At 72.2% G+C, this 13,138-nt stretch carries 7 protein-coding genes and 1 riboswitch; of the genes, 4 read left to right on the plus strand and 3 right to left on the minus strand.

Annotation, left to right across the window (positions count from 1 at the left end; genetic code table 11):
• The first annotated feature begins 72 nt into the window (after window positions 1-72).
• The 3 genes from rpe (at window position 73) to purH (ending at window position 4,211) form a co-directional block, all read left to right on the plus strand.
• Window positions 73-738 (plus strand): ribulose-phosphate 3-epimerase, encoded by a 666-nt coding sequence (rpe, locus tag VIL67_RS04125; RefSeq protein WP_332047573.1) that lies wholly within the window; start codon window positions 73-75, stop codon window positions 736-738.
• 16 nt (window positions 739-754) lie between these two features.
• Window positions 755-2,452: a heparinase II/III family protein gene (locus tag VIL67_RS04130; protein ID WP_332047574.1), complete on the plus strand. Its 1,698-nt coding sequence runs from the start codon at window positions 755-757 to the stop codon at window positions 2,450-2,452.
• Window positions 2,453-2,495: 43 nt separating this feature from the next.
• Window positions 2,496-2,593, plus strand: a riboswitch (ZMP/ZTP riboswitch).
• A gap of 25 nt (window positions 2,594-2,618) precedes the next feature.
• Window positions 2,619-4,211 carry a bifunctional phosphoribosylaminoimidazolecarboxamide formyltransferase/IMP cyclohydrolase gene (gene purH, locus VIL67_RS04135; RefSeq protein WP_332047575.1) on the plus strand — a complete coding sequence of 531 codons (1,593 nt, stop codon included), beginning with the start codon at window positions 2,619-2,621 and terminating at the stop codon, window positions 4,209-4,211.
• A gap of 171 nt (window positions 4,212-4,382) precedes the next feature.
• On the opposite strand, the gene VIL67_RS04140 is transcribed toward purH, so the two are convergent.
• Window positions 4,383-9,245 (minus strand): NAD-glutamate dehydrogenase, encoded by a 4,863-nt coding sequence (locus VIL67_RS04140; protein WP_414696180.1) that lies wholly within the window; start codon window positions 9,243-9,245, stop codon window positions 4,383-4,385.
• 235 nt (window positions 9,246-9,480) lie between these two features.
• Window positions 9,481-10,593, minus strand: a complete 1,113-nt coding sequence (locus tag VIL67_RS04145; RefSeq protein WP_332047576.1) for an AI-2E family transporter — start codon at window positions 10,591-10,593, stop codon at window positions 9,481-9,483.
• Between the two features lie 222 nt (window positions 10,594-10,815).
• On the opposite strand from VIL67_RS04145, the gene VIL67_RS04150 reads away from it, so the two are divergent.
• Window positions 10,816-12,270, plus strand: a complete 1,455-nt coding sequence (locus VIL67_RS04150) for a helicase HerA-like domain-containing protein (RefSeq protein WP_332047577.1) — start codon at window positions 10,816-10,818, stop codon at window positions 12,268-12,270.
• Between the two features lie 81 nt (window positions 12,271-12,351).
• Here the strand turns inward: VIL67_RS04150 and VIL67_RS04155 are convergent, their stop codons facing one another.
• Complete coding sequence (locus VIL67_RS04155) at window positions 12,352-13,134, minus strand: SDR family NAD(P)-dependent oxidoreductase (protein WP_332047578.1); 783 nt, start codon at window positions 13,132-13,134, stop codon at window positions 12,352-12,354.
• Window positions 13,135-13,138 lie beyond the last annotated feature (4 nt).

Raw genomic sequence — 13,138 nt, forward strand, 5'->3', positions numbered from 1 at the left:
CGACGTCTGCGCGCACCCCGCGCCGGCTCATCCTCTGGTCGCAGGGCGCGCATCAGATTAAGTCCGGGTTCCATGGCGGCCCCTTCGACGATTATCGCGCCCTCCATCCTCGCCTCCGACTTCGCGCGGCTGGGCGAGGAGGTGCGCGCCATCGAGGCGGCGGGCGCGGACTGGGTGCACGTGGACGTGATGGACGGCCACTTCGTGCCCAACATCACGCTCGGCCCCGACATCGTGAAGGCCCTGCGCCCGCACTCGTCCCTGCCGTTCGACGTCCACCTGATGATCTCGCCGGCCGATCCCTACCTGGAGGCCTTCCGCGAGGCCGGCGCCGACATCATCAGCGTCCATCCCGAGGCCGGGCCGCACCTGAACCGCACCCTGCGCCGGATCCGCGAGCTGGGAGCCAAGGCCGGCGTGGTGTTCAACCCCTCCACCGATCCGTCCGCGATCCAGTGGATCATGGACGACGTGGACCTGGTGCTGGTCATGTCGGTGAACCCCGGCTTCGGCGGCCAGAGCTTCCTGTCGTCACAGCTGCGCAAGGTCGAGGCGCTGCGCAGGATGATCGACGCCTCGGGCAAGGACATCGTCCTCGAGGTGGACGGCGGGGTCACCCCGCAGACCGCGCCCCAGTGCATCGCGGCCGGCGCCACCGCCCTCGTCGCCGGCAGCGCGGTGTTCCGCGGCGGGCCGGGCGCCTACGCCGGCAACATCGCGGCGCTGCGGGGCGGCTGAGGACGCGAGGCGGGGCATGGCCGGGACCTTCGCCAGCTTCCCGGGCCGCAACGCCGCCATAGCCCTGGGCGTCGCCGCCCGCCGCCAGCTGGTGGCCGAGTGGCGCGGCACGCCCCTGCACCGCTGGTCCCTGGCGAGCCCGCGCCCCGAGGGCCTGGGCGCCACGCCCCGCGACCTGCGGCCCGTGGACGCCGAGAACGGCGCCCGCATCCTGGCCGGCGGCTTCGTCCTGGCCGGCGCCACCCTGACCGTGGGCCCCCGCGGCGACCCCTGGGACCGGCCGAGCCCCGATCGGGCGTTCGCGCTGGCCCTGCACCGGATGGGCTGGCTGAAGGACGTGGTCGCCGCCGGCGCGCCCGGTCCGGCCGAGGCGCTCAGGCTGGTGCTGGAGTGGCGGCGCGCCTTCGGCCGCTGGAACGCCTTTTCCTGGAGCCCGGAGGTTCTGGAGCGGCGGGTGTTCAACCTCGCCTGCCAGGCCCGCGCCATCTGCAGCCGCGCCTCGGAAGCCGAGACCGCCGACGTCGCCCTCGACCTCGCTCGCCAGGCGCGCTTCCTGCTCCAGGCGGCCGAGGGCCCTGTCCGCGCCGCCGAGCGGGCCGCCGCCGCCGCCGTCGCCGCCGCGGCGCTCGGCGGCCGGCCCAGCGAGCAGTTGCTGGCGCTCGCCCTGCAGCGCCTGGAGCGCACCCTGCCGCTCACCGTCGCCCCGGACGGCGGCCACGCCTCGCGCAGCCCGCAGGCGGCCCTGGAGCTGCTGTTCGACCTGCTGACCCTGGACGACGCCCTGGTGCAGCGCGGGGTCGCCCCGCCCGACGAGGTGATGCGCGCCATCGACCGCCTGGCCGGCGCCGTGCGCTTCTTCACCCTCGCGGACGGCCGCCTGGCGGCCTTCCAGGGGGGCGAGGAGCTGCAGCCAGCCTATGTGGCCGCCGCGCGGGCGCGCGACGAGGGCGAGGCGCGCGCCATCCCCGCCGCCCGCAACGGTTACCACCGCCTGGAGGCGCGCTCCCTGCAGGTGGTCGCCGACGCCGCCCCGCCTGCGGCCGGACCCTGGAGCGTCGCCGCCTGCGCCCAGCCGCTGGCGATGGAGGTGCTGGTGGGCGGCCGACGCCTGATCGTCGGCGGCGGCTGGTCGCCCGACGCCCAGGGCCCCCAGGCCATGCGCCTGGTGGACGCCGCCTCCACGGTCTCGGTGGGCGACGCCTCCTGCGGCGAGCCCTTGCGGGGCTTCGCCGCCCAGGTGCTCGGCCCGCGCCTGACTGGCGCCGCCGACGCCGTCGAGGCCCGCCGCCACGAGGCCCCGGGCGCGCTGTGGCTGGAGCTGGCGCACGACGGCTGGGTCAAGCGCTTCGGCCTGCGCCACGAGCGGCGGCTCTACATCGACGTCGAGGCCGACGAGCTGCGCGGCGAGGACCGCCTGACGCCCGTCGGCCGCCCCGGCGCACGCAAGTTCGCCCCCTTCATGGTCCGCTTCCACCTGCACCCGCAGGTCCACGCCCTGATCGCCCGGGATCGAAAGAGCGTCCTGCTCAAGCCCGACGGCCAGGAGCACGGCTGGTGGTTGCGCAACGACGCCCTGGAGGTCGGCCTGGAGCCCTCCGTGCACTACCAGGACGGCCAGCCCCGCCGCTCGCAGCAGATCGTGCTGCGGGGCCAGGCCCGGCTCGAGCAGGGCGCCCGCATCCGCTGGAAGCTGTCGGCCGCCGAATCCCGGTGAACACGTCGCGTTGACGCCGGGCGGCGGCGCAAGTAGCAGACGCCCATCTCCGCGTGACTGGCGAATGAGGTGGGCGACCACCGGGAAGCGCGGCGACCATAGCGCCCCCTGGCGCATCCGCCGCTCGCCTGGGCATCGCTCCGATCCGCAACGCAAGGAGAATGCCGTGCCCGCCGCTCCCGACTTCCCGCCCGCCCCCGACAAGGTCCAGATCCGCCGCGCCCTGCTTTCGGTCTCCGACAAGACCGGTCTGGTGGACGCCGCCCGGACACTGGCGGGGATGGGCGTTGAGCTGGTCTCCACCGGCGGCACCCGGAAGGCCATCGCCGACGCCGGCCTGCCGGTGAAGGACATCTCCGAGCTCACCGGCTTCCCCGAGATGATGGACGGCCGGGTGAAGACCCTGCACCCCATCGTCCACGGCGGCCTGCTGGGCGTCCGCGACGCCCCCGAGCACAAGGCGGCCATGGACAGTCACGGGATCGGCGCCATCGACCTGGTCTACGTGAACCTCTACCCCTTCGAGGCCACGGTGGCCTCGGGCGCCGACTATGAGACCGCCGTCGAGAACATCGACATCGGCGGGCCGGCCATGATCCGCTCGGCGGCCAAGAACCACGGCTACGTGGCCGTCTGCACCGAGCCTTCGGACCTCCAGGAGGTGCTGCGCGCGCTCGAGGCCGACGGCGCCACCTCGCTCGACCTGCGCAAGCGGCTCGCCGCCCGCGCCTACGCGCGCACCGCCGCCTACGACGCCGCCATCTCCGGCTGGTTCGCCCGCCAGCTCGGCGACGCGGCGCCCGCCCGCCTCAGCCTCTCTGGCGAACTCGCCCAGACCATGCGCTACGGCGAGAACCCGCACCAGCAGGCCGCCTTCTACCGCTTCCCCAGCCCGCGCACCGGCGTCGCCACCGCCCGCCAGCTGCAGGGCAAGGAGCTCAGCTACAACAACATCAACGACACCGACGCGGCCTTCGAGCTGATCGCGGAGTTCGCCCCTGAGGCGGGTCCGGCCTGCGCCATCATCAAGCACGCCAACCCCTGCGGCGTGGCCACGGGCGCGAGCCTGGCCGAGGCCTACGACCGGGCGCTCGCCTGCGACCCCACCAGCGCCTTCGGCGGGATCGTCGCCCTGAACAGCCGGCTGGACGCGGCCACCGCCGAGAAGGTGCTGGAGATCTTCACCGAGGTGGTGATCGCGCCCGACGCCGACGAGGACGCCGTCGCCCTGTTCCGCAAAAAGAAGAACGTCCGCCTGCTGGTCACCGGCGGCCTGCCGGACCCGCGCGAGCCGGGGGTCACCTTCAAGTCGGTGTCCGGCGGCTTCCTGGTCCAGTCGCGCGACGACGCCCGGCTCACGCCCGCCGATCTGAAGGTGGTCACCAGGCGCGCGCCCACCGACGAGGAGGTGCGCGACATGCTCTTCGCCTTCACCGTCGCCAAGCACGTGAAGTCGAACGCCATCGTTTACGCCAGGGCCGGCCAGACCCTGGGTGTGGGGGCCGGCCAGATGAACCGCAAGGACAGCGCCCGCATCGCCGCCCTGCGGGCCGCCGACTTCGGCCTGGACCTCGCGGGCTCCGCCTGCGCCTCGGAGGCCTTCTTCCCCTTCGCCGACGGCCTGCTGCAGGCCGCCGACGCCGGCTGCACCGCGGTCATCCAGCCGGGCGGCTCCATGCGCGACGAGGAAGTCATCGCCGCGGCCGATGAGCGCGGCCTGGCCATGGTCTTCACCGGCCTCCGCGTCTTCCGCCACTAGCGCCTAGAACCCTCTCCCGCTTGCGGGAGAGGGGAGGGTGAGGGCGGCGCCGATCTCGCCTCATCGCCGACGTTGAACCCGAGGGCGCGACCGGGTCCAACGCCCTGACCAGCGCCGCCGCAGCGCCGCCCTCACCCAACCCTCTCCCGCGGGCGGGAGAGGGCTTGCGCCCTACCGCCGCCGCTTGGCGGTCGCCTCGTTGGCCAGCTCCCGCAGGGCCGCATTGGCGATCGTCAGCTTGGCGAAGGTCCAGGGCCCGCCGGCGGCTTCGATCTCCTCGATCACCCGCAGCGCGGCGCGCGCTTGTTCGCGGCGGAGCGCCGCCCAGGCGCTCACCGCGTCCTTTGCCGAGGCGGCGTCGTCGCCGGCCTGCTGCTGGCCGGCGAACTCCATGATCGCCCGGGCGAGCTGCGCCTGCTCGGCCAGCATGTCCTCGATCAGACGCCGGAGCGCCGTGCGCTCGAAGGCGTCGCCCACCGCATAGCCGCCCGCCGCGGCCCGCAGCCGATCGAAGGCGAAGGCCGCCCCCGTGGCGTTGTAGACCCGCGAGACGTTGGGCAGCGGCCAGCTGGAGGCCTCGGCCAGGTCCACCAGGTCTGCGGCCGTGGTCAGGGATTGCAGCACCGACACCTGGCGCGCCAGTTCGGGCGGGGCGCCCAGCTCCACCAGCTCGGCGATCCGCGCCTCGATGGAGGCCCGCTCGACGGCGGTCACCGTGTCCGGCGTGAGCCCCTTCAGCGCCCGGAAGCCCGCGCCGTAGCGGCGGATCAGGCTGTCCACGTCCAGCTTCTCCCGGGCCGACCGCCGGGCCAGCCAGAAGGTAGCGCCCCGCAGGGCCGCCACCGTCCGCCGGTAGAGGGCCATCTGGGCGGCGGCCGGGACCTTGCCGTCCAGGTCGTCCATCGCCGACCACAGCGGCTCGATGTCGAGCACCGCCTTGGCGGCCTCGTAGCCGCAGACGAAGGCGGTCACGTCGCAGCCGGCCGCCGCCATCAGCCGCGACGGGAAGCTCGGGCCGCAGCGGTTGACGATGTCGTTGGCGACCACGGTGGCGATGATTTCTCGGCGCAGCCGGTGGCGGCGCATGGGCTCGGCCCAGCGGCGCAGCGGCTTCGGGAAATAGGCCTCCAGCCTCTGCTCGAAGAACGGGTCGTCCGGCGCCTGGCTGGCGACCATCTCGCGCTTCAGCTCCAGCTTGCCATAGGCCAGCAGCACCGCCAGCTCCGGCCTGGTCAGGCCTCGGCCCGCCGCCTGCCGCTCGGCGATGGCGGCCGGGTCCGGCAGCCCCTCCACCGTGCGGTCCAGGCGGCCCGCCTGCTCCAGGTCGCTCATGAACCGCGCGTGCGGCTCCAGCTCGCCCGCCGCGTCCATGTCCAGGAGCGACAGCGCCAGGGTCTGGCCGTAGTTGTGGGCCAGGACGTGGGCCGCCACGTCGTCCACCATCGAGCGCAGCAAGGTGTCGCGCTTCTTGCGGGTCAGCTCTCCGGTCCGCTCCAGCATGCCGGTGAGGATCTTGATGTTCACCTCGTGGTCGGAGCTGTCGACGCCGGCTGAGTTGTCGATGGCGTCGGTGTTGATCCGCCCGCCCAGGTTCGCGAACTCGATCCGCGCCGCCTGCGTCAGGCCCAGGTTGGCCCCCTCGCCGACCACCTTCACCCGCAGTTCCGAGGCGTTCACCCGGATCGGGTCATTCGCCTTGTCGCCAACCTCGGTGTTGGTCTCGTGCCGCGCCTTCACATAGGTGCCGATGCCGCCCAGGTAGAGCAGCTCGGCCGGCGCCTTGAGGATGGCGTTAATCAACTCGCCCGGCGTCAGGGTCTCGGCCTCGATCCCGAGCATCGCGCGCACCTGCGGCGTCAGCGGGATCTCCTTCTGGCTGCGCGGGAAGACCCCCCCGCCCTTCGAGATCGCCTTGCGGTCGTAGTCGTCCCAGGACGACCGCGGCAACTCGAACATCCGCTTGCGCTCGTCCCAGGACTTCGCCGGGTCGGGATCGGGATCCAGGAAGATGTGACGGTGGTCGAAGGCGGCCAGCAGGCGGATCTGCTTCGACAGCAGCATGCCGTTGCCGAACACGTCGCCGCTCATGTCGCCGCAGCCCACCACCGTGAACGGCTCGGACTGGATGTCCTTGCCGAGCTCGCGGAAGTGGCGCTTCACCGCCTCCCAGGCGCCACGGGCGGTGATGCCCATCGCCTTATGGTCGTAGCCGGCGGACCCGCCCGACGCGAAGGCGTCGCCCAGCCAGAAGCCGTAGGACTCGGCGATGCCGTTGGCGATGTCCGAGAAGGTCGCCGTGCCCTTGTCCGCCGCCACCACCAGGTAGGGATCGTCGCCATCGTGGACGACCACGTCGGCGGGATGGATGACCTGGCCCTCGGGCGACAGGTTGTCGGTGATGTCCAGCAGGCCGGAGAGGAAGGTGGTGTAGGCGCGGATCCCCTCCGCCCGCACCGCGTCCGGCGCGCCGCCCTTGGGCAGCTGCTTGGGGAAGAAGCCGCCTTTCGAGCCGACGGGCACGATCACCGCGTTCTTCACCTGCTGCGCCTTCACCAGGCCCAGCACCTCGGTGCGGAAGTCGTCGCGCCGGTCCGACCAGCGCAGGCCGCCGCGCGCCACGGGGCCGAACCGCAGGTGAACGCCCTCCACGGCCACACCCCAGACGAAGATCTCGCGGTAGGGCTTGGGCAGCGGCAGGTCGGCCAGCTCGCCGCTCGCCACCTTGAACGAGATGTAGGGCTTCGGCCGGCCATCGGGGCCGGGCTGGTAGAAGTTGGTCCGCAGGATGGCCGCGACCAGCAGGGCGAGGCGGCGCAGCACCCGGTCGTCGTCCAGGCTCTCCACGTGCTGCAGGGCCTCGATGATCCGGCCCATCACCGCAGCGGCCTGCTGGTTGCGGGCGGCCAGGTCGGCGCGGATCGCAGGGTCGAACTTGGTGCGGAAGAGGTCGAGGATCAGCCGCGCCACGCCCGGATGGTTGCGCAGCGCCTCTTCCTGCGCCCGCTGGGTCGGGTCGAGGCCGGACTGCTGGCGATAACGCGCCAGCGCCCGGATCAGGGCGGCGTCGCGCCAGGACAGCGACAGCTCCAGCACCAGGCGGTTGAAGCCGTCGTTTTCGGTGAGCCCCGTCCAGACCGCGGCCACGGCGTCTTCGAAGGCGTCCTTCACCTCGGCGAACACCAGGTGCTCGCCGCGCGGGTCGGTCAGCTCGAAATCGTGGACCCAGATGGTCGGATGGCCCTCGCGCTGGATGCAGAACCCGGCCTCGGCCAGGGTCTTCAGGCCCATGTTCTCCAGGATCGGCAGCACGTCGGCCAGCGGCGCAGGCTCGCCCTGGCGATAGAGCTTGAAGCGGAACTCCAGGGGACCGTCCTCGGCCGTCCGGTAGGCGCGAACCCGCACCGGCTCGTCACCGAACGCCTCCACCTCGGCCACGTCGGCCAGGGCCTCGGCGGCGTCGAACCGGTCCCGGTACCCGGCCGGGAAGGCGTCGCGGTAGCGGGCGACGGTTTCCGACACTTCCTCCGGCGTCCGCCCGCTGGCGCGGATGGCGGCGTCGAAGCGGTCTTCCCAGGTGCGGGCGGCCTCGGCGATCTCGGCTTCCAGGGCGCGCAGGTCGGGCCACAGGTGCTGGCCAGGGGTGAAGCCGACGATGTAGTGCACGCGCGCCAGCGGCGCGTCCGGGAAGGCCGGGTAGTAGGCCGACAGCCGTCCGCCGTAGGCGTCGGCGATCATCGCCCCGGCCCGCCGCCGCAGGTCTGAGTCGTAGCGGTCGCGGGGCACGAACAGCAGGACCGAGGCGAAGCGGTCGAACGGATCGCGCCGCTCGAACAGGCGCACGCGCGGCCGATCGTAGAGGTGCAGGACGCCGACGGCTTGGGCCAGCAGGTCGTCCTCGCTCATCTGGAAGAGCTCGTCGCGCGGGTGGTTCTCGACGATGTTCTTCAGGCGCTTGGCGTTGTGGCTGCCCGGCAGGGCGCCGGCGCGCTCCAGCACCCGGGCGACCTTTTCGCGGATCAGCGGCACGTTGGCGGCCGGCTGGTCGTAGGCGTCGGCGGTGAACAGGCCCACGAAGCGGACCTCGCCGCTCGGCCGGCCGTCGTCGCCGTAGCGCTTCACGCCCACGTAATCCATGTAGCCCCGGCGGTGGACCCGGCTGCGCACGTTCGACTTGGCGACGGTCAGCGCCGGGTCGCGGACGATCCGGTCCTGAGCTTCGCTCATCAGGATCGCGGGCTCGCTGGCCCGGCGCAGCACGGTGCGGGTCGGATCGCGGAGCACGCCCAGGCCGTCGGTCGGCTGGTAGAGCGGCTCCTCCGGTGCATACTCGCCGTTGGGCAGGCGCGGGTACGCGTAGACGCGGGCGCCCAGGAACACGAAGTGCTCCTTGTGCAGCCATCGCAGGAAGGCGAGCTCCTCCTCGCTGGCCTTGTCGCCGCGCTCGGCCAGTTCGCCGATGGTCCGGGCCATCAGCTCCAGCATCGCCGGGAAGTCGTCCACGGCGGCGCGGACGTCGGCCAGCGCCGCCTTCACCCCCTTGGCGAGCGCCGCCTCGCGGTCGGCGCCCACGGGATCGAGGATCACCTGGATCATGGACTCGCGACGCGGGGTCCCCGTCTCGCCGCGCACCCCGGCGCGGTCGCGCCGCACGGTGACGATCGGGTGGAACATGGCCCGGACGGAGAGACCCTGGTCCGCGATCTCCCCCATCACGGAGTCAACGAGGAACGGTGCGTCGTCCTGCACGATCTCGAGCCGGTCGAGCCCGTTGTGGCGCGAGCCTTCGACGGGGACGATGCGGATGGTGGGGCCCCGCCCGCGGCGGCGCTCGCCGAACCGCCAGAAGTCGGCGAGGTTGGCCGCCAGCTCGGCGGCGGAGAGCTCCGGCAGCTCGTCCGTCAGGGCGTCGGCGCTGGCCTGGTCGGCGAAAGCCCGGGCGGCCTCCATCTGCGGCTCGTCGCCCATCGCGGCGAGGACGGCGCGCACCAGGCGGCGGTTCGGCTGCAGGGCGGCCGGCTTGACGGGGCGGTTCATCGGGCGCGACCCCCGCTGGCGCGGCCGGGGAGGGCCTGCGCGCCGGTCACGAGGACGCCGCCGGAGGAGAGTGTCCGGCGGCGTGTGGCTCCGCCGTGGGGGGTCGGCGAAGCGCTCTGTGCTCGGAGCGCCCGCGGGGTTGGGGGACGGACGTTCTGGCCGGGGCGTTGGGCTCCCCGGCTGACCATAGATAGGAACTGCAAGCTCACGTTTAAGTCCTCTCGGCGCGTTTCCGTCATCCGGCGGGCGGGTCAGAAGCGATGGCCTTGTCGAGCGGGGTGGGCGCCCCCTTGTCCGTGCGTTGGCGCAGCGGGTCCCCATCCTCGCTGAGCAGCACGGCGATCCAGCGCGACCCGGGGAACTGGGCGAGGATCACCATGGCCATGACGGTCAGGGGCGTCGACAGGAAGGCCCCCGTCATCCCCCAGATCGCCGCCCAGAAGGCCAGCGACAGCAGCACCATGACGGGATCGATGTTCAGGCTGCGGCCCTGCATCCGCGGGTAGATCACGTTGCCGACCACCAGGGTGACGGTCTGCAGGACCGCGAACAGAACGGCCGCCTGCCAGAGGGTGTCGAACTGCACGAGCGCCATCACCGGCGGCGCCGCGACGCCGACGATGCCCCCGATCACCGGGATGTACGAGGCGATGAAGATCACGAACGTCCAGAACAGCGCATTGTCGAGGCCGACGGCCAGCATCGCCGCCCACGAGGCCGCCGCGATCATCAGCCCGGTCACCGTCTGCACCCAGAGGTACTGCTCCACCCCGTCGCGGATGCGCAGGAAGATGCCCATGGCCTCCTGCCGCTCCTCGCGCTGCGGAAAGAGGTTGACCATCTTCCGCGTCCAGCCGCGCCGCGAGGCGATGATGAAGCCCAGGTAGACGATCACGAAGCCGGCCGTTGCGGCGAAGTCCTGCAGGCTGCGCGCCACCTGGCCGAGGAAGCGTGTGGGATTCAGCTGCTGCGCCAGCTGCTCGATCGTCGGCGGGACATCGATCCCCACGAGGCCCGCCATGCGCGCCAGCAGGCCGTTCAGCCGCGGCGCATAGCCGGCGAGCTGGCCCGCGAACGAATAGGCGTTGTCGGCGATCACATAGGCCGTGCCGCCGAACAGCAGGACGGCGATCAGCAGGGCCAGCGGCATGGCCGCGCGGCGCCCGACCCCTGGCAGCCGGTGCTCGAGCACCCGGGCCAGGCCGTCGATCATCACCGCCAGGAACATGGCCAGCGCCAGCGGCGTGAGGATCGGCGCCAGCCACTTCAGCGCGGCGCCCACAACCACCGCGGCGATGATCGCCAGTGAGATGCGGACGAGGGGGGAGTCGACGGCGCGTTCGGGCATCAGGGAGGCTTTCGCGGAGGCGGAGGCGTGACTGTCCCCGGCGGGGGACCCGCCGTCAATGCAGGCGACCTCTACCCGGCTTCACCGTTGAGTGGGAGTTTTTTTGCCCTGCCGACCACAATTTTCAGCACGAACATGGCTTCCCCGGCCGGGCGAGTCGCCGCTGGCGCGCCACGCGGGGCCTCGCTAGCTTGCCGTTCCCCTGATCGCGAGGAGTCCCCGATGGGTGAGAACGGCGTCCTGATCGGCCTGGCCGACGAACCGCAGGCCCTGAGGCTCGACCGGGCCAACCGGCACGGCCTGGTGGCCGGCGCCACCGGCACCGGCAAGACCGTCACCCTGCAGGTGCTGGCCCAGGGTCTGTCCGACGCCGGCGTCCCGGTGTTCGCGGCCGACGTGAAGGGCGACCTGGCCGGCATCTCCCAGCCCGGCGCGCCGTCCGAGAAGATGCTGGCCCGGGCCGGAGCCATGGGCCTCACTCTGCAGCCCTTGGGGGCGCCCACCATCTTCTGGGACCTGTTCGGCGAGCAGGGCCACCCGATCCGCGCCACCGTCTCCGAGATGGGGCCCCTGCTGATCGCCCGAATGCTCGAGCTCAACGACGTGCAGGAGGGCGTGCTGACGGTTGTGTTCCGGGCCGCCGACGAGGAAGGCCTGCTGCTGCTCGACCTCAAGGACCTGCAGGCGGCGCTCACCTACGCCGCCGAGAACGCCAAGGCCCTGGGCGCCCGGTTCGGCAACATTTCGCCGGCCACCGTCGCCACCATCCAGCGCAAGCTCCTGGTGCTGGAGGAGCAGGGCGGCGCAAACCTCTTCGGCGAGCCGGCCCTGCAGCTCTCCGACCTCATGCGCACCGACGGCTCCGGCCGCGGCTACGTCTCCCTGCTGGCCGCCGACAAGCTGATCGCGGCGCCCCGGCTCTACGCCACCTTCCTGCTGTGGCTGCTCAGCGAGCTTTTCGAGGAGCTGCCCGAGGTGGGCGACCCCGAGAAGCCGCGGCTGGCCTTCTTCTTCGACGAGGCGCACCTGCTGTTCCGCGACGCGCCCAAGGCCCTGCTGGAGAAGGTGGAGCAGGTGGTCCGCCTCATCCGCTCCAAGGGCGTCGGCGTCTACTTCGTCACCCAGAACCCGGCGGACATTCCCGAGACGGTCCTGGGCCAGCTCGGCAACCGGGTGCAGCATGCGTTGCGCGCCTACACTCCGGTCGAGCAGCGCGGGCTGAGGGCGGCCGCCGAGAGCTTCCGGGCCAACCCGGCCTTCGACACCGCCGAGACCATCCAGCACCTCGGCGTGGGCGAGGCCCTGGTGTCGGTGCTCGACGAGCGCGGCGCGCCCACGGTCGTGGCCAAGACCACCGTGCGCCCGCCCGTGTCGCGCCTCGGCCCTGTCACGCCCGCCGAGCGCCAGGCCCTGATGGCCTCCAGCCCGGTGCGCGGCCTCTACGATCAGGCCCGCGACCGCGAGAGCGCCTATGAGATGCTGAGGGCCAAGGCCGAGGCGGCGGTAGCCGCCCCCGCGGCGCCGGCGGCCAAGCCCAAAGCCGCGGCCAAGGAGAAGCCGTCCGAGCTGCAGTCCATGGGCGGGGCCTTCGCCAAGTCCATGCTGCGCACCATCGGCAACCAGGTCGGCCGCGAGATCATGCGCGGCCTGCTGGGCGGCGTCCGCCGTCGCCGGTAGCGGCGCTCCCGCGCCACACGAAAAGGGGCCTCGCGGCGATGCCGGAGGCCCCTCGTCGATCTGCGCCGGACTGGCTTGTGCTTAGCGCGGGGCCATCCGGATCGAGCCGTCCAGGCGCACGTCCTCGCCGTTGAAATAGCCGCACTCGATCATGGTCATGGCGAGCTGGGCGTATTCCTGCGGCTTGCCGAGCCGCTTGGGGAACGGCACCGAAGCGGCCAGGCCCTGCTTCACCGCCTCCGGCGCGAACTGCATCAGCGGGGTGTCGAAGATCCCCGGCAGGATCGTGTTCACGCGGATGCCGTCGCCCGACAGGTCGCGGGCGATCGGCAGGGTCATGCCCACCACGCCGCCCTTCGACGCCGAGTAGGCCGCCTGGCCCATCTGGCCGTCCTCGGCCGCCACCGAGGCGGTGTTGATGATCACCCCGCGCTCGCCGTCTTCCAGCGGCTCGAGGTCCAGCATGCCCTTCGCCGACTTGGCGATGCAGCGGAAGGTGCCCACCAGGTTGATCTGGATGATGAAGTTGAACGCATCCAGCGGGAAGTGCTTGGTCTCGCCGGTGTTCTTGTCACGGCTGGCCGTCTTGATGGCGTTGCCGGTGCCGGCGCAGTTCACCAGGATCCGCTCCTGGCCGTGCGCCTCGCGCGCCCTCGCGAAGCCGGCGTCGACGTCTTCTTCCGAGGTGACGTTGACCTTGCAGAACACGCCCCCCACGTCGGCGGCGACCTTTTGGCCCTTCTCCTCGTTCATGTCGAAGATGGCGACCTTCACGCCCTTGGCGGCCAGGGCCCGCACCGTGGCCTCGCCCAGGCCGGAGGCTCCGCCCGTGACGACCGCTGCGACGGATGAATTGAGTTCCATGGAC

The sequence above is a fragment of the Phenylobacterium sp. genome (assembly GCF_036563385.1).
Classification (GTDB): Bacteria; Pseudomonadota; Alphaproteobacteria; order Caulobacterales; family Caulobacteraceae; genus Phenylobacterium.